Below are 25,791 nucleotides of genomic sequence, written 5' to 3'. Positions count from 1 at the left end.
GAATGCACCCCGGCTGTAGTTCATTTATTTGATTAATGCTACGGGTTTCTGTTCCTGCCGTTAACGCATGAGCGTTACGTTTCCTTTCTTAGTGACTACTGATCCATCCTGCATGGTTGCTTTCACGATGTATACATATACACCTACCGGCTGGTTCTGACCATTCATGGTACCATCCCATCCTTGATGCAGGTCTTTGGAAGAGAACACCAACTGACCCCACTGGTTGTATACCCTGAATTCGAGTTGAGCGACAGCGGTTCCGTATACGAACAGGACATCGTTCATGCCATCACCGTTCGGACTGAAGAGGTTTGGAATAAAGATGTTATTGCCTTGCGGGTTGGAAGTCCTACAAGCGAGGGTACCTAATCCGCTGGTCTGACAATCTGATGCTCCGATAGCCCTTACTCCGAAATTGAGACCCTGGTTAGGCTGCAGGTTGTTGATGGTATGTGTAGTACCTGTTGGTCCTGAGCTTGGAGGGTTGAAGGTAACACCACCGTCGAGGGTCACTTCGTAGCGTACCGCACCTGGAACAGGGTCCCAACGGAATGTAACGCTGGTAGCAGTAAGATCGCTGATGACCACATGCGGTGCAGGCAGCGGCTGCAGCATCGTAACCGTGACTGCTGTTCTTGGTCCTGCCCCTACACAACCACCGTTGGAGAATGCTTCCACATAGTAGGTGGTGGTGTTGTTCAGTACAGGCGTAGTAAATACCGCACCTGTGAATACCGGTGTACCACCTGTTGGTACTGTGTACCAGTTGAAGTTTACACCTGGTGTGGTAGAGGAAGCCGTCAGGGTAGCGGTATGGCCAGGGCATATACCGTTTTCGTTGCCTGTTACGGTTGGTGCTGCCGGTGCTGTGATCAGCTGGATGCTAACCGCTGCGCGGGTTGCACTCGGACAACCGGTGTTATTAACTGCTTCAACATAATACATGGTATTAGCGGTAATCGGTGGTGTGGTGAACGAAGCACCTGTTGACACCGGCGTTCCGCCTGTGATCGAAGTATACCAGTTGTAGGTGAGTGTCGGATCAGGGTTTTGCACGCTGAGTGTCACGGTCTGGTTCAGACAGGTCGTCAGTGTTGCATTGGCCACAACCGGTACTGCCGGAGCCGGATTCACGTTCACATTCACTGCGGTTCTGCTGGCGCTTACACAACCACCATTGGTAGCAGCTTCGAGGTAGTATACTGTGCTGCCGGTCGGAGTGATCATGAAGTCAGCACCCGTGAATACCGGGGTACCGCCTGTTGCTACTGTGTACCAGTTGTAGATCAGACCTGGTATTCTGTTCTTCACAGAGAGTGTTGTGGTCTGACCTGCACATACAGTCACCGGATCGGCCTGTGGTGCATCGACACTGTTGATAACTATAACAGATGCGCTGGTACGTGCGCTGCTGCAACCACCATTGCTGGATGCGGCTACATAGAAAGTAGTATTCGTGGTCAGCGGACCGGTTGTATAGCTGGTACCGGTAGACAACAGGTTGCCGCCGGATGGAGCATCAAACCAATTATAGGTAAGACCGCCGATCGGATTTTGAACGTTGAAGGTTACTGTACCACCAGGACATACAGTCAGCGAAGAGGCTGAGAGTACCGGTGCAGGCGGTGCAGCTGTGATATTGATCGGTATAGCTGTTCTTGGGCCAGGGCAACCACCGCAAGACCTCGGACAACCACCGCCTACAATACCTCTTACATAGATGATAGTGGTACTGTCAGCGATGAAGGTGTATTGAGTACCAGTGAACAGGAGGTTACCATTATCATCCTGCCATTGATAGTGAACATGTGGTTGCGGATTCTGTATGGTCAGTGTCACACTGGATGCACCGCAGGTATTTACCACTGCTGGTGTTACCACAGGTGCCGGTGGTGTCTGAACAACTGTCACAGTGGCCATTACGCGGGCAGAAGGCGTGCCACAGGTACCTCCATTGCCTACCGCTTCCACATAGTATTTGGTAGTGGTGCTCAGCGGCGGTGTAACGAATACCGGTCCGGTAAAGATCGGCGTACCTCCTGTTGGAGTGGTATACCAGTTATAAGTGAGACCGCTATCCGGATTAAAGATTTCCAGTGTTGCAGGAACCCCTTCACAAGCGGTCACATTATCGGCTACCAGTTCCGGTGTCGGAGCGGTACGTACGGTAATGGTTATTTTAGTTCTGGTAGTACCTATACAGCCTTCGGAAGACACTTCTACATAAAAATCAGTAGTTATAGTCAGTCCTTTCGCCACATACACCGGACCAGTAAAGACTGCTGTTCCTCCGGTGGGCACGGTATACCAGCGATAGGTGAGGCCGTTCACCGGATTCACTACTGAGAGGACTACAGAGTCACCCGGGCAGATAGTGGTGCTGGATGCGCTGACACTTGGTGCCTGCAAGCTTGTGAGACTTACGGTCACTGCTTTTGCAGCACCTGCAGGGTTTGCACAGCTGTTGCTTCCTTCCACAGTCACATAGAAGGTTGTATTGGCTGTGATCACCGGAGTGGTGAAGGTTGCGCCGGTATGCAGCAATGTTTGCAGTGAAGCATCCTGGTACCATTTGAATACCGGGTTGGTCACGGTAGTGGTAGTAGCAGTCAACATTACAGTTGTACTTGCGCACACGGTAGTATCAGAGATGATAATATCGGCGGCAGTAGACCTTCTGTTGACAGTTACAGTCACTGCTTTCAGATCACCGGCAGCGTTTTCACAGCGGCCGGCGCTGCTTACGCTCACATAGTAGGTATGAGTACCTGTTGTGAGACCCGGGATGGTGAGTACACCATTGCCACTTACACCTGTTGTGATCGGACCTGTCTTATCTGGGTTAGCATACCATTTAAAGACTGGGTTCGGCACAGTGATAGATGTTGGTGTCAGTACGGCGGTATCACCTGCGCAGATGGTCTCGTTAGCGATGATGATATCTGCCGCTGTGGAAGCGTTGGTCACGGTGAGGGTGATCACTGCGCGGCCGCCGGTGTTTGTACAGCTGTTGCTGTTCACCGCTTCCACATAGAATTTATACGTACCCACGGCAAGGTTGGCCGGAGTTGTGTATGTATTGGTATTGGAGGCCAGTTTGGTGCCACCGGTAGCTGCATCGTACCAGTTGAAGGTGACGCCAGGAACAGGTGTTACGCTAAGCGTTGCAGAAGTACCCACGCAAGCCGTCACACTGTCGCTCACTGGTACCGGTATGGTCGGACGACCCACTACCGTTACAGTTACTGCTTTCAGATCACCGGCAGCATTTTCACAGCGGCCGGCGCTGCTTACGCTCACATAGTAGGTATGAGTACCTATTGAGAGACCTGGGATGGTGAGTACACCATTGCCACTTACACCTGTTGTGATCGGACCTGTCTTATCTGGGTTAGCATACCATTTAAAGACTGGGTTCGGCACAGTGATAGATGTTGGTGTCAGTATGGCGGTATCACCAGCGCAGATGGTATCGTTAGCGATGATGATATCTGCCGCTGTGGAAGCACTGGTCACGGTGAGGGTGATCACTGCGCGGCCACCGGTGTTTGTACAGCTGTTGCTGTTCACCGCTTCCACATAGAGTTTATAGGTACCCACGGCGAGGTTGGCCGGAGTAGTGATTGTATTGATGTTGGAGGCCAGTAGAATACCACCGGTAGCTGCGTTGTACCAGTTGAAGGTGACACCTGCAACAGGAGTTACGCTGAGCGTTACAGAAGTACCCAGGCAAGCCGTCACGCTGTCGCTCACTGGTACCGGTATGGCCGGACGACCTACTACCGTTACAGTTACTGCTTTCAGATCACCGGCAGCGTTTTCACAGTGGCCGGCGCTGCTTACGCTCACATAGTAGGTATGAGTACCTATTGAGAGACCCGGGATGGTGAGTATACCATTGCCACTTACACCTGTTGTGATCGGACCTGTCTTATCCGGGTTAGCATACCATTTAAAGACTGGGTTCGGCACAGTGATAGATGTTGGTGTCAGTACGGCGGTATCACCAGCGCAGATGGTATCGTTAGCGATGATGATGTCAGCCGCTGTGGAAGCACTGGTCACGGTGAGGGTGATCACTGCGCGGCCACCGGTGTTTGTACAGCTGTTGCCATTCACCGCTTCCACGTAGAATTTATAGGTACCCACGGCGAGGTTGGCCGGAGTCATGTATGTATTGGTATCGGAGGCCAGTTTAGCACCACCGGTAGCTGCATCGTACCAGTTGAAGGTGACACCTGCAACAGGAGTTACGCTGAGTGTTGCAGCAGTTCCTGCGCAAACGGTCACACTGTCGCTCACTGGTACCGGTTTGGCCGGTGTGCCCACTACTGTTACCTGAATCGGAGCAGAAGCGACACTGGTACAACCATTGCGGCTGGCTCTTGCTGTGTAGATATGAGTACCTACGCTCAGGTTTGCGGGTGTCACAAAAGCGATGCTGTCAAGCAGGTGATTGTTCAGGTTATCGTACCAGCTGTAGGTAATACCGGCAGCTGGGTTCACCACGCTGAGGGTAGCCTGCTGGCCTTGACAGATGGTAGCGTTATTCACCTGTATGGTTGGCCGTACGAGGGCACGCTGTGCGTAGTTGAAGCCTATTACATTCAATGCACCCAGGATACCTGATTTCAGTTTCACTTCCACACCATTGAATGGCTGGCTTGGAACGAAGGACAGTAAAGCACTGTGGCCGCTGTTCAGCAGAACGAGGTTTAGGGCCGGGCTGGGCAGCATTACGGAATCACCAGGTGTATTACCGTTGTAGGCTGTCAGCTGCACACCACCCAGTAAGGAGACTGACAGTATCTGACTTGGGCTGGTGAGCAATACTTTCACAGTATCACCCGGAGTGGAGAGACCGTTGAAGTATGCTCTTTCCCAAACGGAGGCATTCAATAAGCCGAGATCTATTACGAGGGAAGAGTAAGTCAGGGTACTGGTATCAACTGCCAGTTGCGGGTTGTATACGTTACCCAATATCAGGAGGCCGGAGCTACCTACTGTATAAGTAGTAGCTGCTTCGCAAGGTACTGGGTTACTACCCGGAATGATAGTGATAGCGTTCACCGATACTCTTGCAGAGGTACAAGAGCCAGCGCCTGGCACGGCAGCTTCTACCCAGTAGGTAATCGTACCGGGCACCGGTGATGCAGGTGCCGCATACACTGCACCTTTAAAGAGGGTATCAGTGCTGGTTGGGCTGTTGAACCAGTAGAACTGGGCATTCGCTGATGTAGAAGATGCAGTAAATACCGGCTGCTGGTTCACTACCACCGTGTCATTCTGAGGTGTCACGGTTGGAGCTGGCAGTGAAGCTGCTATGGTCACATTCACCGCAGTTCTTGTAGCGGAAACGGTGCCACAGCTGTCATTCATTGCTTCTACATAATAAGTAGCCGGAGCTGTAACATTGACTACTGTAAAGGTGAATCCGCTGTCTGTATTGAGTTTGCTGCCACCGGTAGGTACGTTGAACCAGTGATAGCTGTACCCTGGCAGCGGATTGCTGATAGCCAGTTCGGCATTGGAGCCAGAACATACTTCTACATCGGTAGAGAGCACTGACGGAGCAGCAGGTACAGCGCCAACTTTAATATCTATTCTGGTTCTTGTTTTGCTTGCGCAACCATTGCGGAAAGCTTCCACAAAGAAGCTGGTATCTGAAGTGAGCGGACCTGTAGTGAAGCTAATACCGTCCTTACCGGTAAGGTAAGTACCGTTGGAAGTATACCAGCGGTAGGTAATGCCTGTCACCGGACTCAGTACGTTCAGGGTAGCAGTATTGCCAGCGCATACAGACAGCTGGGAAGCCTGTACGGAAGGTTTCACCAGCGCACGTTGTGCGTAGTTGAAGCCGATTTCTGTCAGCGCACCCAGGATGCCGGATTTCAGTTTCAATTGTACCGCATCAAATATATGAGTCGGAACAAATTCTATGATGGCCTGGTTGCCAGTGCCCAGCAGGGTGTAGCTCACCAATGGATTATTTATCAGCACGGAATCACCCGGTGCATTACCATTGTAAGTGGTAAGCTGTATGCCACCCAGTAACTGGAGAGACAGGATGGTGCTTGGGTTGGAAACCAGTACCCTTACAGTATCACCCGGAGCGGAGAGGCCGTTGAAGCCAACTTTTTCCCAAATGTCTGCACCAAGCAGGCCCGCATCCATCACGAGGGTGGCTGCAGTGCTGGCATCATTATCCACAGCCAGCTGCGGGTTGTATACGTTACCCAGTATAACCAGTCCGTCGCTACCTACGGTATAAGTAGTAGCTCCTTCACAAGGTACTGGTGTCGGAGTGTTAATAATGCTATATACGACTACCGCCGGTACACGGATAGAAGAGCAAGTATTGGCAATAGTTGCCTGTACCCAATAAGTCACAGTACCAGGGGTATTCTGCGTAGGCGGAGCAAATACAGGTCCGGTAAACAGACTGTCGTTGCCTGTCTGGCTGCCGTACCATTTAAATATTACATTGGCAGCACTGGATGAAGCATGGAGCACGGCCTGTGTACCAATCTGCACGGTATCCGGATTCGGAGTAACCACAGGTCCACTCAGGGTAGAAGACATTACAATATGGAATGCTTCTCTCGGAGATACATTGCCACAGCTGCTTACAGCTTCCACATAGAAAGAAGTGTCCCTGGTGATATTGGGCACATTGAATACGTAGCCACTGTCAGTATTCAGTTTAGTTCCACCGGTTGGTACGTTGTACCAGTTATAGGTGAAGCTATGGTTCGGAGTTGGTACCGCCAGGACAGCGCTGGTGCCAGGACAGAGATTAAGGGTCTGATCCGGACCAGGCACGGCTGGAGAAGGAGACACGATCACCTTCACGGGTACACGGTCAGGGTTGGCGCAGCCATTGGTACCTACTACCTGTACATAATAAGTAACAACACCGGCAGTTCTCAGGGTGTCTGTTGTATAGGACGGCTGAGTACTGAGCACAGTGGTGCTGGTGGAATCTGCATACCAGCGTACGGTAGTACCGGCAGCCGGTGTTACAGTAAGGGTAGCCCTCCGGCCCACACATACTGTATCATTGGTTGTATTGATAGTTGGGTTAGCATACACGATACGTACGCCATATATATCGATAGAGTTAAGCAGATTGGCAATGCCGGTGATTCTTACTTCCACGCGGTCGAATGTACCAGCTGCCCGGACAGTAGCATTAAACTGCTGAGCGGTGAGTAAGCGCAGGGAGATGACATTGGACAATGTGTCTGCGTGTACCAGTGTAGCGCCATTGTATTGGCTGACTACCACTCCGCCGAACAGGCTCAGGTTTGCCAGGCCAGCTGGAGTGGCCATTGTAAAGCGGATACTATCACCAGCTGCACCCGGGTTCGGGAAGATCAGCTGTTGAAATACAGAGCCACCCAGTAATCCCAGCGGAATATTCAGGGTAGTAAAGTTAGTCTGAGAGCTGTCGATATCATTAGTTGGATTGATCACGGAGCAGAGGATACAACCCAATGTGGTACCGGATACCTGGCTGGTAGGCACATTACAATCCGGTGATGGGGTTACAGGACCTGTCACCTGAACGTTTACACGTACCCGTGCGGAAGTGCAACCACCCGGGATACTTACAGCTGCGAAGTAGGTGTAGGTACCTGGCTGGCTGAACGGACCTACCACAAAGGAGGAGCCGGTACCGGCTATAGTGGTAGTAGTAGAATCGGTATACCAGTTGATGGTAGCTCCCGGTACCGGAGTAGCGGTGAGGGTAGCCTGCTGGCCGGTAGTCACGATCACATCACCAGTTACTACTGGTGGAGCAGGGGCACTGCCAATGTGTACCACTACTTTCTTCAGAGTGCCGGCAGCATTTTGACAACGGTTGATACCGGCAACAGCTACATAATAGCTGTAGTTTCCGGCAGTCAGTCCGGTGATGGTAAGGTTGCCAACACTATCCACTGTGTAATGAACGGACCCTTGTATGAGGCCGTTGCTAATGACGCTGTCTTTATTGGCGTCTTTATACCAGGAGAATACCGGGCTGGTAACAGTAGTGGAAGTTGGGTGCAGTACTGCGGTAGAGTTTACGCAGCCGAAGATGGTGTCTGCGATATTGATATCTGCAGCAGTACCCAGCGGGTTGACAGTCAGTACTACCTTTAAACGGTCAGGGTTGGGGCAACCATTGGTGCCGATTACCTGAGCCCAGTAAGTAATAGTACCCGGAGTAGTCAATACCGGTGTAGTATATGGATTAGGCCCTAATGCAGTAGTGGTGGTGGAGTCAGCATACCATATTACACTTGTTCCTGGTGCCACTGTTGCATTGAGTGTGGCGGTAGAGCCCACACATGCCTGTTGGTTTTGTACGAAGGCAGTTGGGTTCGGGCTGATGATACGGGCACCATAAATATTTACCTGAGAGAGCAGGGACACCAGGCCCATTGCTTTCACTTCCACGCGGTCGAATACGCCGGTAGCAGGTATGGTAACAACATATCTGGCGCTATCAAGCAGACGGAGGGTAAGCGCCTGATTGTTGAGCGTATCCCTTACCAATACAGTGGTGCCGTTAGCAACGGTGAGTACGATTCCCCCCAGGAGGGTTACGCTTATTCCGTTGGGCAGACCTATCACAAACTGTACACTGTCGGTAGCAGCACCTGGTTGGGGGAAGATGAGCTGCTGGAAGGCAGCACCACCCAGGAGTCCTATCGGGACATTCAACTGTGTGAAGTTATTGGGATCGTTGTCGATATCGTTTCCAGGGTTGGTAACACTACACAACAAACAACCGAAAGTGGTTCCATTCAGCTGTGTGGTAGGTGCATTACAAGAAGTAGGTGTAACCGGTGTAGTGACGGTTACAGTCACTTTCACTCTTGCGGAAGTACAGCCACCTGGCAGCCGAACGCCTACATAATATATTTGTGTGGTAGGTGTAGCGAAAGGTCCGACGCTAAATGATGGACCGGTAGCTATCGGGCTGGCCGTAGTATCGGTATACCATTCGATGGTACCGCCAGGAGCGGAGGCTGTCAGCGTGATGGTTTGTCCGGTGAAGCCGGAAACGCCGGTGGCCGTCAATGGCGGAGCAGGAGAGGTTCCTACCGTCACGGTAGCCGCGGCGAGGGCTCCTGCCTGGTTTTCACAATGACCACTATCGGATACACTTACATAATAAGTAGTAGACGGAGCGGTGAGGCCGGTAACGGTCAACTGACCGGTGTTGTCCACAAAGAAGTGAACACTACCCTGCACCAGGCCATTGGTGATGGGCGTTGTTTTATTAATATCAAAATACCATTTAAATATAGGGCTGCGGGTAGCAGTAGAAGATGTTGGTTTTATCCTGGCTGTATCACCGCAACTGGTGGTGCTGGCAGGCACGGTGATATCGGCGGCAGTGGCGAAGTTGTTTACGATCACTGTCACCGGTGCCTTAGCTGATTGAGAGGCAGAGCACACCTTGAGGGTGGCAGAAACATAATATTGGAATGTACCAGCCACGTTGGTGGGCGGGGAGAAACTGGAGCCTGTACCCACTACTGCCATACTGGCATTATACCAGGTATAGTTGTAGTTGGTATTGTCAGGATTACTAACATCCAGTGTAAATGGAGAAGTATTAAGACAGGTGATTTTGGTAACGCCTCCTACTGTAGCAGGTGATGGGCCGAAACGCTGGATCTCATTTACATTTAATGTAGCGAGTCCACTGACGACGGCGCCAAACCGGACCTGTATATGATCGAAGGGGCCCGACGATGCAAAAGTAAGCGTCTGTAATGCGGAAGCACCTGAGCCCAGCAAATCAAGCTTCACATTAACGCTATTGGCTGGAACCGAATCCACGAGCACTCCCTGGTTATAAGTAAGGATGGTAGTGGCATTAAGTAACTGAATGCTCAGAAGGGCTCCTGAGTTGGAAGTAATAATACGAACAGAATCGCCGGCTTTGGATAAGCCGGGATAAATCGCTGTCATTTGCACATAGCTGTCAGTGAGTGTGGAACCAACAGCGGAGAACATCTGGGCGAAGGTGGCGGTGTCTCCATCTATGGCATTGCCAGGGTTGGTGACAGAGCCAACGCCTACGAGATTGCCGTTGACGCCAGACAGCACATCGATAGGTGTATTACAGGAAATCACACCGGAGGCCGGTGTGTTATAATATGCTGCGTAAACGTTAATACTGGATGCTACGTTTGCTACGGCTGTACTGATCGTGACTCGTAACCTATCATAGGTACCTCCAGGCGCGGGAACAAAAATTTCGGCCTGGTTGCCGCTTGCCAGCAGGCTGAGAACGGAGTTGCTGGCGAGTACGGGAGATCCTACCGGAGTGGCCCCGTTGTAGGCCTGGACGGTTATATTACCGAGCAGGTTCAGGGTCAGCAGTGCGCCGGTACCGACTTTTACGATCGAGCCCTGGGTGCCGGCAACGGCTGCAGGAAAGATCATTTCCTGATATACCTGAGCTCCCAGCAATGCCACCGTAGAATTGATGGTAGAAAAGGTGTTCAGAAAACCGGCACCCTGATCCACGGCATTACCGGGGTTGGTGACACTACAGACTGTACAAAGCAACGGAGTCTGATTATGGTCCTCACTGGTCGCGTACACGCGCTGAGTTTGCGTCTGCGCAAGAATTTGCTGTTGGCTCATGCCAAAGAACAACAATAGTGACAGCAGGCTGCTGAGTACAAAACGGGTATGCGTTTTGAGGCTACGTAACACGGGTGTGTTCAAGACAGTCTTTGCCCGAGGTCGGGTAATAGGGGCAACGATAAAAGGGCAATTAGGAGTAGTGTTTGAATGCATAGCACCAAATATTAAATATAAATGATATTCATTTCACAATGAATTGCAACATTACTCTGGTTGATGGATAGGCTATGCGAAAGATATGGTTACATGACAGCGAGGTGGAAAGTGGGAGGTGGTAGTTACATCCTACTTTCGACCATATGTTAAAGCTTTGTAAAAAACCTTACGAAAGTATGTGAAGAGATTGATATTAGATGGGCCATTTTGGTTCAGTTTTCGACCAATGGCTCAGACTCGTTCAGTTTGTTCAACATCGTTCAGTTTGTTCATTTCAAACTCTTCAATACCCTATTCTCCCATTATACCCTATAAAGTGATTCAGTGAATAGAGCATGCAGGTGGCTAAAATTTTCCTGATTTTTTCAGTTTTTTTTATACGAAGGATGCTAGAAAAGATGAATGAAGACCAGCGATCTATTTATGTAAAAATCAAATATTTATACATAAATAAATTTGTACAGTAATGCTAAAATGTTTTTTATTACAATTAAACATATATATAATCACTGATTATGCCGCCTGTTCATCTTGTTCATTTTAGTTTTTAAAAATCTAAATGCCTGAGTGATACGTACTTAAAAAAGTATCGGAAATTCCTAATCCATTTTATTGTCCCCTATGATTGATCTATCCTATGACTTCATCATGACACTGCAGAAAGAAGTTTTACGCAGATACGGCGTTGAAGTCATGTCATCAGCAGATTGCAAGAATCTGGCTCAGTCCATATTGGATAACACCACAAAACTGGTGAGCGAAACAACGCTCAAAAGGGTATTCGGATTTGCTGTTACACAACACAGCTTTTCACGTTACACATTAAACACCCTGTCCCAGTATTGCCGGTTCAAGGACTGGGAAGATTTCCAGCAACATCATTATCAACTGCTCAACAATGCCAGTCGCAGCAACCAGCAACTGGACACACGCAGGTGGGATGAACTGAAAACCAAAGCGGACGCGGTGTCACATTATACCATCCTGACACTTAAAAACCGCTCTGGTATTTCATTTCCGTTCACGGTTCCCCGTTCATTCTGCAACGCACATATTGAGCGCTTCCTCGAAAGCGATTATGCTGCCACGGCCCTGATTGCACCTTCAGGCTGGGGAAAGTCCGTGGCCCTGGTACATCTGGCCGAACACTTCTGGTTCTGCAAAGACGCCCGGTTCAAACACGACGTATGCTGGTTCATCCACGCACACGCTGCCGGAAGCCTCCTCCTGAAAGGCTTCTCGCTGGCCAACTGGCTCGACAACCAAATGGACCTCGGCAAGGGTGAAAACTTCCGGGAATACTTCGCCAGCCACTTTAATAATAAAGGTGGCCGCCTCATTCTCATTATAGATGGCTTCGATGAGATCGCCGTATCCGGTGATAAACTCAAACTATTATATACCAAACTGGAAGACTTCGTGTACTCCAACGACCGCTATCCGTGGGTGAAAGTGATCCTTTCTATCCGCAGCAGCACCTGGTCGGAGATATTCCAGCATTCCCACCAGTACCCGGCCTTCCGCCGCTACTGGTACCTGGGCCCCGAAATGGACGAAGAAACCAATATCAACATGCCGGCCCTCGCTGAACAGGAAGTGAAGTCTGTGCTGTATAACCATCATTTCGATCCATCCACGGTGCGCATGTTTTCAGAGAGCTTTCTGCAGAAGCTACGCAACCCGTACTACCTGCAACTCTTCTGTCAGCTCAATACCGGCCCCGATCAAAACTTTGTGGATGAACACCTCAGTCTGTTTGAAATCGTATCCCGGTTTGTACAGAATCGTGTATTCAACTCCCAAACCAACTCTTTTAAAATAAAGATCATCGAAAAACTGCTGACGTTACTCGACTACGGCAGAAGCGGTATCTATATAGATAAAAGCAAGCTGCTCAACCAGAATGCAGACCTGTTCCCTGCCTATAAGGAACTGCTGGCAGATAACATCCTGGCAGAAGAAAACCTTAGTCAGGAAATCATGTTCCATGTAAAAGTGCGTTTTGCCCACACCTTCCTGCTGGAATATTTTGTGGCCATGCACTACCTGCAGCAAAGCAACCAGGAAATCAATGAGAACCTGCTGCGCAGTATACTGGATCATCTCCCGCAATCGCCCTACCGTATCGGGGTGTTCCGATGGCTCCTACGTTATACCATCACCTCCCGGCAAACTGAGGGCATCATCAAAATGTTCCATCTCCCGCTGGCTAACATCGAAAAATCCCATCTGCTGGAATACCTCGTGCTGCATTATCAACATGAAGGCAACAATCAGGTGGAATTAAAATCGATCTTCCCCTCAGGATTCTTCAAGAAAAACCCGCTCAGCCAGATCATCAACGACGAATTCATGCACTTCCGTAAACGAAAAGTGCTGAACGCCCTGCTGGGACTGGCAGAAGCCCGGGAAGACAAACTCAAAATCAGGAATATGTTGTTTACCATGGCCATGCTGCAGCTCGACGCCGAGCAGTGTGAACTGGAACTGAACAGCATCAAAAAACTATACACTGCAGATGAATTTGATGGTGAACTGTGGGTAACTCCTTATGAAGTACTGCTCTTTATTTACGAATACCTCAAATTCGGCTTCGTGAATGAAACCATCCGGGCTAAAATCTACCAGTATCAGCAATACTGGGGACATACTTCCCGGCAGCATATTTCTGTGGCGCAGGAAATTGTATTCCGTAACATGGGTACCGCCTTCCTGCTGATGGGAGATTATGAACATCTGCTCAACTTCACCCAACGCCTGTTCCAGGCATATCCTTCCCTGCCTTACCGAAAAACGGACTCATTCCGGCTCATGCTGCTGTGCTGGCAGGCACAGGGCCACCTTGGACTGGGGAATATCAAATCAGCGGAAAGGATCTGCCGTCATGCCGATCAGATAATCAAAAAATATTCTTCCGACTATTTCAGTGGCAAATTCCTGGAATCATTCCAGAAACTGTTGCATGCTACTGTATATTATAATGAACATGAATTCCACAAGGCTATCCGTACCGCGGAAATAGCCATCGAGAGTGCACAGAAACTGGACATGAAAGTACTCGCGCTGATGAATTTCGCACTGCTGAAGAATATCTACCGCGATCTCAACATGGACAAACAAATCACCGACACACAACAACAAATCGAACTAATCAGAAACAGTACCTCTTTCAAACAAGCCATTCCAAATTTTGCCAGGTGATTGTGGCATAATTTTGCTTTCTTGCATAGCATAATGGCCATTGATGAAATTAAATACTCAACGTCTACAAAACTACTGCTCAACTCATTGAGCCTCTTGACGTTGTTACCACTTGCACCTTATATAAACCGGTTCATCCCGCCTATCGTGGCAGGAGGGTTCCATATTGACCTGGTAGTTTCTACCATCATCAGTATCCTGCTGGTATATGCTCTCAGATGGGTTTTCCAGCCACTGGTCATACCCGCATTTCTGCTGGTATGCAGCTTGCTGCTGATCAACAAATACCGGGACAGCTATACCTTTTCCAATGTACTGAACGATTACAAAGGGATGGTGCAGGGCAACTGGGGCACCAAAGACAGCAAACAACTCGACATCCTCAGCTTGTACCCCCGCAGGGTAGAGAGCTACCGCGATAAAACCGTAAGAGGCATGCGGGAGAAGGTCAACTATCAGGATTCTGTAGTCCGCAACTTCTCCGTAAAACATTCGCTGGATTATTATGACGAGTATTTTTATAAATATGGGAAGATTACCCGCTTCCTGTCACTTTTCCGTTATATCAACCATAATTTCAAATATGTGCTCGACTCCCGCAGGGACGAATATTTTGCCACCCCTCAGGAAACCATCCAGAATGGACTGGGAGGTGATTGCGATGACCACTCTATTCTGATGACCTCCTGTCTGCAGTCTGTCGGGGCCCGCTGCCGTATAGTACTCATCAAAGGCCATGCATATCCTGAACTGTATTGCGGCAGCAAAGATGATTTCGAGATTATGAAGCAGGCCATCGTGACTCTTTTTCCCAAACCCATCATCAAGGAGCTTTATTATCACGAATTAAAAGGCGAGTACTGGATCAACCTGGATTATACCGCCCGGCATCCCGGCGGACCATACATGAACGATAAAGTTTATGCGTTGATTGAGCTGTGATCCATAAATTTGCCACATGAGTCAATTTAGCCGTATCCGGAAACATCATAGCTTTTTCAGGTTTAAGAGAGATTTTGAGCAATTCAGCGTCAGAAAAGCCAAAAGCTATGAGTTAATCCTGCATTGGCTGCATAACAACCTGACCCGTAATCAATTCCTGTTACTCTCCGGTATTCTGGTAGGTTGTACCGCAGGACTGGCAGGTGTGGTGCTGAAGATGCTGGTACACTATATTCACTATGTTATTACCTACAAAGTACATTTCGGCACGCAGGTCATTTTTTATGTTGTATTTCCCTTCCTGGGAATAGTATTGACCACCCTGATCGTCATCTTTTTCTTTAAAGGCCAGTCTCGTAAAGGGATTCCGGCCATCCTTCATGAGATAGCCCAGAATTCGAGTCTGATCCCGCCGGTAAAAATGTACTCCCAGATTCTGCAAAGTGCCATCACTGTTGGGCTGGGCGGTTCCGCCGGACTGGAGAGCCCTATAGCCGTCACCGGTGCGGCCCTGGGTTCCAACTACGCCAGGACCTATTCCCTGGGATATAAAGAGCGGACATTGCTGCTGGCCGCCGGCGCCACTGCCGGTATTGCCGCTGCTTTTAATGCGCCCATAGCCGGGATGATGTTTGCATTCGAAATCCTGTTGACCGGCGTGGTGTTTTCAGATTTTATGCCACTGATCGTAGCCGCGGTTTGTGGTAGCCTGCTCTCCAAGATTATCTTACAGGAAGAGGTGCTGTTTCACTTTGAATCCCGGACACCTTTCAACTATCATAACGTTCCTTTTTATATTGTACTGGGCCTGCTGTGTGGATTTTATGCCCGCTATTTTGTGGTGCTGTCACATAAGGTGGAACATTTCTTCAAACGCCTTTCCTGGAGTCCATTACAGAGGGCCATGCTGGGCGGGGTGCTGGTATCATTTCTTTGTGTGGCGCTACCTCCCTTGTTCGGGGAAGGTTATGCTGCTGTGAAGTCATTGGCTAGTGGTCATGGTGAAACGATTCTTCAAAACAGCTTCTTTGGCTACCTACCGCCACAAAGCTGGATGCTGCTGGTTTTTACTGGCTGTGTTTGTTTGCTGAAGGCTTTTGCCACTTCTATCACTATCCAGAGCGGGGGTAATGGCGGTAATTTTGCACCGTCGCTGTTTGCCGGTGGCTTTCTGGGCTTTTTCTTTGCGATGCTTTGTTCGGAGATAGGGCTGAAAGATGTGCCGGTCACTAATCTGGTGATAGTAGGCATGGCTGGCGTGATGTCGGGTGTGATGTATGCCCCGCTGACGGCCATTTTCCTGATAGCGGAATCCAGCTCCGGTTATGATTTGTTTATTCCGCTGATGATCGTTGCCACCACCTCGTACCTGATGGCTAAATGGTTTTCACCCATCTCTCCGGAAATCAAACTACTGGCTGAGGAGGGGAAAGTGTTTACCAAAGCGCACGACAGCAATATCCTGCTGATGTTGAAGCTGGAGGAACTGGTAGAAAGAGATATCCAGCAGATCGATATCAACAGCAATCTGCGGGAGCTGATAGAAATAGTCAAACAAGGGCAGCATAATATTATTGCGGTCGTGAATGCGCAGCAGGTGCTGGAAGGGGTCATCACCCTGGATGATATCCGTCCTATTCTGTTCAGCCCGGAACTATACGATACTGTCACTGTTAAGAAATTAATGAAAGCTCCGCCGGCAGTAGTATCTTTAAAAGAGAATATTACGCTGGTACTCAAAAAATTTGACGAGGCACATGTATGGAGTTTACCAGTGGTGCAGGATAAGCAGCTGATCGGGTTTATCTCCAAATCAAGTATCCTTAGTAAGTACCGATTGTTATTACAGGAATATTCCGAAGGATAGACAAATATATATGGCCAGGGTATTAATCAATTTTGCGCATCCGGCGCTGGAGAAGTCGAGAGTGCAGGCACAGCTGCTGACCGCTATCAAAGGGATGCCGGGCATCACCTTTAATGATCTGTACGAACAGTATCCGGAAATGGATATCAATATTAACAGGGAGCAGCATTTGCTCGAAAAGCATGATATCATTCTGATGCAGCATCCTTTTTATTGGTACAGCGCCCCTGCCATTGTAAAGCAGTGGCTGGACCTGGTGCTGGAGCATGGATGGGCCTATGGTCATACCGGCAAAGCCCTGAAAGGGAAATATTTTACCAATGTTATTTCCGCCGGTGGTGCTGAAAGTGCTTATCATAAAGAGGGAAAACATCAATATTCTGTCCGCCAGTTTCTGGCACCTTTTACTCAAACAGCCGTGCTGTGCAACATGCAATATGCGGCACCCTATCTGATCTATGGCGTGCACCGGATGGATATTGCAGACATCCGGGAGGAAGCCAAACGATACCGCCAGATGCTGGAGATGCTGCGGGACGATAAAATTGACTTATCCGTCCTGCCACAGCTGACCTATATGAACGAAGCCCTTCAACTTCCATCACAAACCCAATAAGTATGAATCAACATTCCCTTTTATTTCAGTCGATGGTATACCTGGCTGCTGCTATTGTATTTGTGCCCCTTGCTAAAAAGATGGGGCTGGGTGCAGTGTTGGGGTATCTCATCGCGGGTGTGATCATAGGACCTTCTTTACTGGGATTCATTGGCAAGGAGGGTGAGGATATTATGCATTTTGCGGAGTTCGGGGTGGTGATGATGTTGTTTCTGATTGGGATGGAGCTGGAGCCAACGCTGTTGTGGCGGTTACGTACATCCATATTGGGGCTGGGAGGGCTTCAGGTGCTGGGGAGTGCCGCTGCCATTGCCGGTTTGGCTTATCTGTTGGGCCAGCCGTTTAATGCGTCGCTGGCATTGGGTATGATCCTGTCGTTATCCTCCACGGCTATTGTTTTACAGACGCTTAATGAAAAAGGGTGGATGAACACAGCAGCAGGACAGAGCTCTTTCTCCGTATTACTTTTCCAGGATATTGCCGTGATCCCCATGCTGGCCATTTTTCCGTTGCTGGCCACTCATGCAGCTGCAGCACCGGAGCTGCATGAACACTCTCTTCGTGACGACCTGCCCGCCTGGGGCCAGACCCTGGTAGTATTGGGGGCCGTTGCCGCCATTATCATCGCCGGCAGGTACCTTGTAAATCCGCTGATGCGAATCATTGCCCGTACGCGGGTACGTGAACTATTTACCGCCACGGCCCTGCTGATGGTGGTAGCCATTGCGGTGCTGATGAACCTTGTAGGACTCAGTTCCGCGCTGGGCGCCTTTCTGGGCGGTGTGGTACTGGCCAACAGTGAATACCGGCACGAACTGGAGAGTGACATAGAACCCTTCAAAGGCCTCTTACTGGGATTGTTTTTTATTGCCGTAGGAGCCTCTATTGATTTTTCGCTGATACTGCAGGAACCCTTGCTGATATTCGGGCTGGTGATTGGACTTATGCTGGTGAAAGCCATTGTGCTGCTGATACTGGGGAAGATCTTCAAGCTAAGTACAGACCAGAACCTGTTGTTTGCCTTTGCCCTGGCGGACATTGGTGAGTTTGCCTTTGTGCTGTTGTCTTTCAGCAGCCAGGTAAGACTGCTGGATGAAAAGCTGACAGCGATGCTCACGGCTATTGTTGCCATCAGTATGGCCCTCACACCATTGATTATGCTATTGTATGAAAAGGTGGTACAGCCACGGTTTACCCGCCAGGCATCCGACCAGGAGGAAAGGTCTTCTGATGAAATCAATGAGAAAAATCCGGTGATCATTGCAGGCTTTGGCCGCTTTGGCAGCATGACAGGCCGTTTTATTCGGGCTAATGGTATCAAATGTACTATCCTGGACCTGGATTCCGACAGGGTGGATGCGCTGCACAACCTGGGCATCAAAGTATATTACGGTGATGCCTCCCGTTATGATCTGCTGGTGGCTGCCGGGGCCAACGATGCCAAACTGCTGATTGTAGCCACCGACAACTTTGATCAGACCCGGCAGATTGTGGAGCTGGCCCGTAAATATTTCCCGCATCTGCAGCTGCTGGTAAGGGCCCAGCAGGTAGAAGATACCTTTGACCTGATGGACCTGGGCGTATTACATATTTACCGGGAGACGGTAGACACCTCGCTGCGTATGGGCGTAGATGCCTTGCGGATGCTGGGAGCGCGGGCCTACCACAGTGAGCGGGCGGCACGGACATTTTTCCGTCAGGATGAGCAGACGCTGAAAAGCCTTTCTGCTCTTCGTGATGACAAGAAACAATATGTCAACAGCATGAGGGAGCGGATCGAAGAAATGGAAAAGCTCATTTCTTCCGACCGTATCAAAACCTGGCTGGATGAGGGGCAGGGCTGGGATGCAGAGACTATCCGTGATGAAGTCCGTGGTGAGCCGGAAACGTGATTACAGGATATGATGGACGATGAGTTCGGCCACGTGATGTAATAATTCGATATCTACCGGACGGGGATGGTCGTGTATGGGTTTGTCTGATACGGCCCTTACATATCCTTCTTCGTCGGGCTCGTAGGTGATTTCGTGCTCTCCAATAACTACTTTGTATACTGTTTTATAGGTCTGGTGTACCGTGTTCACTTCCAGAATATGAGGGTGACCCTTATATTCAAACTTCAGCGTAAAAATATCTGTTGCCATAGTTTACAACCGTGTTGTGCGGTTCTATGCTTCTTTTTCTCTGTGCTGCTGATAATAACGTTTGATTCTGTTCTTTTCATCGCGGGAGAGCTGATGAATCAACCACAGGGAAAAATAAGCCAGTCCGCTGATGATAAATATATAGCCTATGAAACCGAGGGTGTGGAAGATTCTGAACCACATCCAATCGTTTGAATAGGCATACTGTGCTAAGGTAGCTAAAATCACCCCTGCCAACACTAATATGATCGCTATTTTTTTCATCAGTGGATCGTTTTTGGGATAAAAAAATTGTTCACGGAATTATGGTTACAAACGCAATACCACACATATCTACGTATAAACAAGGCATACGGATGTTTCATACGCAGATATTTTCTACACTACGTATATGCTATAACGGAATAAGGAGGGAGAAAGTTACAGTTGCAGGCGGATACGCAGTTTATTGAGTCCTTTTACCACAAATAACATGGCCACCGCAAAACACATACACCAGATAATTCCGGGAAGGCCTTGTTGTAAAACAGCCGGCAGACTTAGACCTAATGCGATCATCCCGAAATAAACAATATCAGGCAGTATGTAGGTCAGCAAAGGATTAGAACCGGCAGGCCGGAAGAAAGAAGTCCATCTGCTGACGCGTTTTACATCTATTAAAAAATACAAAAGTGAGAACACCACCACACAGATAGCGGCGCTGAACAGGCACCAGCTGGGCGTTGCATGAATCTTGGATATCCTGAAGGAAGGACGCAGCCACAACGCAGCCAGCGCCAACATCAGCGCAAAACCTGTTATCCTCGAAACCAATCGGCTTCCATTCAGACCAAGGTCTTCATCAAAATAAAATAAGGTAAGCAGCATTCCGCACAACACAATGGAAAGGTGCGCAGCATTGCCTTCCTGGGAAGTAAGCCAGTTCAAGGCTCCTTCTTTCATAAATGGTTGTTGACATAAAATATAAAACCCGGTACATGCAGCGATCATCAGGAAGATAGCACTGGAGTTGCCTTTGAACAACTGGTACACCACACAGGCATAAAAATATGCCCAGCCGATGAGCCCCAGGATACCCCACCACTGCGGTGTAAGGTGACGGCTCCCATCTTCACCACCACGGTATATACAACCCAGCACGATCAGGCATATGATGCCAGCTCCTTTGAAGCACCACGTTATCCAGCTTTTTTTGAACGTGTATACGTTCCATACCAGCACCACACTTACATAAAACAACAATGCCCACACGGCCACGCTGATGCCGGTAGCAGCAGCATTCAACCCGCCGGTATTCACCATAAACACGCCCAGCACCAGCAGTCCCAGTGTACGCCACAGGATATGCCGCTGCAGCTGCCAGAAGCTGTCGCCTTTGGCCAGCCTGCTGTTGATCGCAAAAGGGATCGACATACCTACTATGAATAAAAATGCCGGAAACACTACATCTACAAAAGTCATCCTGTCTTCCTCTGCATGTGCATGCTGCATCCATGCAGGAATATCCTGTACACCCGCTACACTGTTTACAAAGATCATCACCAGAATGGTAATGCCGCGAAAAGCATCAATAGATAAAATACGACCGGTGGATAGTTTGTTGATCATAAGGGATAAGCTGGTTGACTATCTTCCAAAATACAATATAAAACCAATAGTATTCTGTCTATTTTAAAGGGCGCTGCCCAAAAAACCTTTATCTTTCCAGCCTTAAAACAACCAATCAAATATGAGGAAATACTTGCTCACAGGCATGAGTATAGCCGGTATGGCTTATCTGAGTGCCTGCAACCAGGGAAAAGCCGCTGCCGACAAACAAGCTACCCCTGATATCCTAGCCGCCAATGTAGACAGTACTGTCAACCCCGCACAAGATTATTTTGACTTTGTCAACGGCGGATGGATCAAACAAAACCCCATACCCGCAGAATACAGCGCCTGGGGCATCGGTAACCTCGTACAGGAAGAGCTGTACAAACGCCTGCGCCTTATCAACGAACAAGCCGCAGAAAAACCAGGTGACGCCATCTCCCACAAGATAGCTGCCTTCTGGAAAAGCGGTATGGACTCCGCAGCCATCAATGCTGCCGGTATCAAACCTATTGAAGAAGATCTCAAAGCTATTGATGCCGTTACCAACGTACAGGAACTGGTAGCACTCGCCGCCACCCAGAACATCTATACCGGCGCTATGTGCAGTCCTTACATTGCTCAGGACAGCAAAAACAGCGAAGCCATGGCCCTGCAGTTTTACCAGGGTGGGCTGGGACTCCCCAACCGCGACTATTACTTCAACACCGATGAGCGCACCACTAAGGTAAGACAGGCTTATCCTGCTCATATCGCCCATATGCTGCAATTCACCGGTATGGATGCCAGCGCCGCCAAAACAGCCGCTGAAGGCATTATACAGCTGGAAACCCTGCTGGCCAAATCCAGCCGTAAGCTGGCCGACCTGCGCGATCCGGAAGCCAATTACCACAAAATGCCGGTAACAGAGCTGAATAAAATAGCCGGTAATATCGACTGGGCCGCCTTCATCAAACAACAAGGCATTAGTAAGTTTGCTGACACCATCATTGTTGGTCAGCCTGAATTCTATACCGCCCTCAGTGCTGCCGTTAAATCGCAGCCCCTCAGCACCTGGAAAAACTATCTTAAATGGCACCTGATCAGCAGCGCCGCTTCATCGCTTAGCGACACCATCGCGGCTACTAACTTCGCTTTCTACAACACCCTGCTCAAAGGTCAGGAGAAACAGAAACCCCGCTGGAAGCGCGTGCTGGACACTGAAGAAGATGCCATCGGCGAAGCCCTGGGCCAGCTGTTCGTAAAAGAATTCTTCAATGCTACCGCCAAAAAAAGATATGAAAACATGGTGGAGGATATCCGCGGCGCCCTCAAAACACGCATCGAAAACCTCACCTGGATGAGCGACAGCACCAAACAGAAAGCACTGTACAAACTGTCGAAGATCACCAAAAAAGTAGGTTACCCTGATAAATGGAAAGACTTCTCCGCAATGGACATCAAAGACCAGTCCTATGCCCAGAATATCAAAGCAGCCCGTCAATGGTGGCATAACTACTCCGTCAACAAACTGGGTAAACCCGTAGACCGCACCGAATGGGACATGACTCCACAGACGTATAACGCCTACTACAACCCCAGCAACAACGAAATCGTACTGCCCGCCGGTATCTTCACCGTTCCCGGTAAACGCGATGAAGAACTGGATGACGCCCTCGTATACGGCTATGCCGGCGCCTCCACCATCGGCCACGAAATCACCCATGGCTTCGATGACGAAGGCCGTCAATTTGATGCAGACGGTAACCTGAAAAGCTGGTGGACCAAAGAAGATGAAAGCAAATTCAATCAGCGTGCAGCCGTGATGGTTAGACAATTCGACAGCTATGTAGTGGTAGATAGCCAGCACATCAATGGTAAAGCCACCCTTGGCGAAAACATCGCCGACCTCGGCGGTATCCTCCTCGGATGGGATGCCTTCCAACATACCGAACAATTCAAAAAGAACCAACCTATCGCCGGATATACGCCGTCACAGCGCTTCTTCATGGGTTACTCCCTGGGATGGCTGAGCCATACCAAAAAAGAAGAGCTCGCCCGTCGTGTACTCACCGACGTTCACTCACCTGCTAAATTCAGAGTGAACGGACCTTTCAGCGATGTAGACGCTTTTTATAAAGTGTATAACGTGAAAGAAGGTAACGGTATGTGGAGAGCAGATAGCGCGCGCGTCAGAATTTGGTAATTGAATGATTCTTTTACTTTTTGTAAACCTGATCAGGAAAATCCTGATCAGGTTTTTTTTATTCTTTTTAAATAGAAGATGTTGTTTGTTCTGTTGGATTAACCCATTATCTTGAGACCCATATTGAAATTGGATAGCTAATTATTTCGGAAACCAGAAGACTGGTATTCAAACATTTAAAAAATGTCAAGATCAAACCATTACCCATGCAAGGCGTTCATCCGTGCCACTACCGCTTTTTGCAGTCTCATCATGTGTATCACCGCTAAGGGACAGACTTTTTCAGAATCCTTCAAACCATTTACCGGAACACCACGCCATTACATCTGTTATCAAACCAATGACAGCATTTCCATTGATGGCAAACTGTCTGAAACAGCCTGGCAGCAAGTGCCCTGGACTGATGACTTCACCGACATTGAAGGAAATGCCAAACCCAAACCACCGCTGCGCACCCAGGTGAAAATGATGTGGGACCAGCACTACCTCTACATTGCAGCCGTCATGCAGGAGCCCCATATCTGGGCCACACTGAAAGAACATGATGCCATCATCTTTCAGGATAATGATTTTGAAGTATTTATCGATCCTGATGGTGATACGCACCAGTATTTTGAACTGGAAATCAATGCATACAATACCATAATGGACCTGTTCATGAACAAGCCTTACCGCAATGGTGGTAACGCTTTGCTCAACTGGGATACTAAAGGCGTAAAGACCGCCGTTCATATAAACGGTACACTCAACCAGCCCAACGACGAAGACAAGGAATGGACCGTGGAAATAGCCATCCCCTTCAATGCCCTGCGCTTTTTCAACGATGTACGCCGGCCCTCCGACAGCACCATCTGGCGCATCAACTTCTCCAGGGTAGAATGGGATACCAAAGTAGAAGACAATCAGTATGTCAAACTAAAAAAGCCGGAAAACAACTGGGTATGGTCGCCACAGGAAATCATCAACATGCATGCTCCTGAAAGATGGGGATACCTGCAGTTCAGTACACAATCCACCGGAGGAAAAAGAGTCAACTTCCAGATGCCAGCCACAGAGCCTGCCAAACGTTATCTGTGGCACATCTACCATCAACAGCTGCAGTACCGGCAACGCCATGGTAAATTCGCTACCAGCCTGCAGGAGCTGAAAGTCCCCGCCAAACAAACCACTACCGACGGAGCCGTATATTCCCTGCAAATGGAAGGCATCAGCTCTCAGTTCAATGCCGGCATTCAAGGCAATACCTTCAATGGTATTATTCGTATCAACCAGGAAGGTCGTATCACCACCGAAAGAAAATAACAGCTATGGATAAACGTCATTTCATCAAAGCATTAGGCATCGGAGGACTTGCCCTTGCCAAACCATCGCTGCCAGCCAGCGCCGCTACTGCCCAAAAGCCGCAGTCAATGGAAAAAATCGGTGTACAACACCGTGTATGGATCAACCCTGATCCAAAAGAAAAAGCAGCCGATCTGCAAAAACGTTATGCCACTTACCGCCAGGCCGGTATCACCGATCTGTTTTTTGAAGCAGACAGCGAAGTACACTTCAGAGCTGCCAAAGCCAACGGCATCAAAGCACATCGCTGGATGTGGACCATGAACCGCGGAGAAAAAGAACTGCTGGCTAGTCACCCGGAGTGGTACGCCGTCAACCGGAAAGGCGAATCCTGTTCCAACCACCCACCTTATGTGGACTACTACCGCTGGTTATGTCCGAGTAAACCGGAAGTAGTGAACTACCTCAAATCGCAGGTACAACAGTTCCTTTCCAAGGATTATGTGGATGGTATCCATCTGGATTATGTCCGCTTCTGTGATGTGATCCTGCCGGTAAACTTGTGGGGGAACTACGGCATCGACCAGTCCAGAGAGCTGCCGGAATACGATTTCTGTTACTGCAACGATTGCCGCAGCGCTTATAAATCCGCTTACGGCAAAGATCCGCTGGAGCTGGAACATCCGGACCAGAGTCCTTCCTGGCGCAAGTTCCGCTACGACCGCGTTACCAATGTGGTAAAAAACCTGGCGCAGGTGGCACAGCAGCATAAAAAACCTATTTCAGCCGCAGTATTTCCAACACCGGAAATTGCCAAACGTATTGTAAGGCAAGACTGGACCAACTGGCCGCTGAATGCCGTTATGCCGATGATCTATCACGGGTTCTACCGGGAAAATATTACCTGGATAGGAGATGCTGTAGCAGAAGGGGTTAAAACACTGCATGGTGCATTTCCTCTGTATGCAGGGCTTTTCCTGCCTGACTTCCATAATAACTACAATGATCTGAGGGAAGCGGTGAAACTGGCTATTGATAACGGAGCCGCCGGGGTTTCGATCTTCGGCACAGTGACGCCGGAAGTATTACAGGTATTGGGAGAGAGCGTGTAGATTTTCAAATTTTCTGATTTTGGTATTTTTTGATTTCG

Annotated in this window: 12 protein-coding genes; 8 read left to right on the top strand and 4 right to left on the bottom strand. The window is 49.2% G+C overall.

The annotated features are described in order from the left end of the window. Positions 1 to 60: 60 nt before the first annotated feature. Positions 61 to 10,740, bottom strand: coding sequence for a gliding motility-associated C-terminal domain-containing protein (locus KD145_RS20455; RefSeq protein WP_212001227.1), 10,680 nt, complete (start codon positions 10,738 to 10,740; stop codon positions 61 to 63). A 696-nt stretch (positions 10,741 to 11,436) separates the two neighbouring features. Between KD145_RS20455 and KD145_RS20450 the strand changes: the two genes are divergently transcribed. The 5 genes from KD145_RS20450 to KD145_RS20430 all read left to right on the top strand — a co-directional run bounded on the left by KD145_RS20450 (position 11,437) and on the right by KD145_RS20430 (position 19,333). Beyond that, positions 11,437 to 14,016, top strand: coding sequence for a hypothetical protein (locus tag KD145_RS20450; RefSeq protein WP_212001226.1), 2,580 nt, complete (start codon positions 11,437 to 11,439; stop codon positions 14,014 to 14,016). 87 nt (positions 14,017 to 14,103) lie between these two features. Next, a complete protein-coding gene (locus KD145_RS20445) occupies positions 14,104 to 14,958 on the top strand; it encodes a transglutaminase-like domain-containing protein (protein ID WP_249219471.1) in 855 nt (284 codons plus the stop codon). Positions 14,959 to 14,974: 16 nt separating this feature from the next. After that, entirely contained in the window at positions 14,975 to 16,825 is a 1,851-nt protein-coding gene (locus tag KD145_RS20440) for a chloride channel protein (RefSeq protein ID WP_212001225.1), read from the top strand. 10 nt (positions 16,826 to 16,835) lie between these two features. Beyond that, positions 16,836 to 17,441, top strand: coding sequence for an NAD(P)H-dependent oxidoreductase (locus KD145_RS20435; protein ID WP_212001224.1), 606 nt, complete (start codon positions 16,836 to 16,838; stop codon positions 17,439 to 17,441). Between the two features lie 2 nt (positions 17,442 to 17,443). Beyond that, positions 17,444 to 19,333 (top strand): monovalent cation:proton antiporter-2 (CPA2) family protein, encoded by a 1,890-nt coding sequence (locus KD145_RS20430; RefSeq protein WP_212001222.1) that lies wholly within the window; start codon positions 17,444 to 17,446, stop codon positions 19,331 to 19,333. Here the strand turns inward: KD145_RS20430 and KD145_RS20425 are convergent, their stop codons facing one another. The 3 genes from KD145_RS20425 to KD145_RS20415 form a co-directional block, all read right to left on the bottom strand. After that, complete coding sequence (locus KD145_RS20425) at positions 19,334 to 19,585, bottom strand: hypothetical protein (RefSeq protein WP_212001221.1); 252 nt, start codon at positions 19,583 to 19,585, stop codon at positions 19,334 to 19,336. A gap of 24 nt (positions 19,586 to 19,609) precedes the next feature. Then, on the bottom strand, positions 19,610 to 19,849 hold the full coding sequence (locus KD145_RS20420) for a hypothetical protein (protein ID WP_212001219.1): 240 nt from the start codon (positions 19,847 to 19,849) through the stop codon (positions 19,610 to 19,612). Positions 19,850 to 20,005: 156 nt separating this feature from the next. Further along, positions 20,006 to 21,193: a DUF5009 domain-containing protein gene (locus KD145_RS20415; protein ID WP_212001217.1), complete on the bottom strand. Its 1,188-nt coding sequence runs from the start codon at positions 21,191 to 21,193 to the stop codon at positions 20,006 to 20,008. Positions 21,194 to 21,314: 121 nt separating this feature from the next. On the opposite strand from KD145_RS20415, the gene KD145_RS20410 reads away from it, so the two are divergent. The 3 genes from KD145_RS20410 to KD145_RS20400 all read left to right on the top strand — a co-directional run bounded on the left by KD145_RS20410 (position 21,315) and on the right by KD145_RS20400 (position 25,753). Next, on the top strand, positions 21,315 to 23,360 hold the full coding sequence (locus KD145_RS20410) for a M13 family metallopeptidase (RefSeq protein ID WP_212001215.1): 2,046 nt from the start codon (positions 21,315 to 21,317) through the stop codon (positions 23,358 to 23,360). Between the two features lie 183 nt (positions 23,361 to 23,543). Further along, complete coding sequence (locus tag KD145_RS20405; protein ID WP_212001213.1) at positions 23,544 to 24,662, top strand: carbohydrate-binding family 9-like protein; 1,119 nt, start codon at positions 23,544 to 23,546, stop codon at positions 24,660 to 24,662. Between the two features lie 5 nt (positions 24,663 to 24,667). Then, positions 24,668 to 25,753, top strand: a complete 1,086-nt coding sequence (locus KD145_RS20400) for a family 10 glycosylhydrolase (RefSeq protein WP_212001212.1) — start codon at positions 24,668 to 24,670, stop codon at positions 25,751 to 25,753. Positions 25,754 to 25,791: the final 38 nt, after the last annotated feature.

Origin of the sequence: Chitinophaga sp. HK235 (assembly GCF_018255755.1) — a bacterium.
In the GTDB taxonomy this organism is placed as follows: Bacteria; Bacteroidota; Bacteroidia; order Chitinophagales; family Chitinophagaceae; genus Chitinophaga.
The sequence above is the reverse complement of the archived record's forward strand: the minus strand, read 5'-3'. Positions and strand labels throughout refer to the sequence as shown.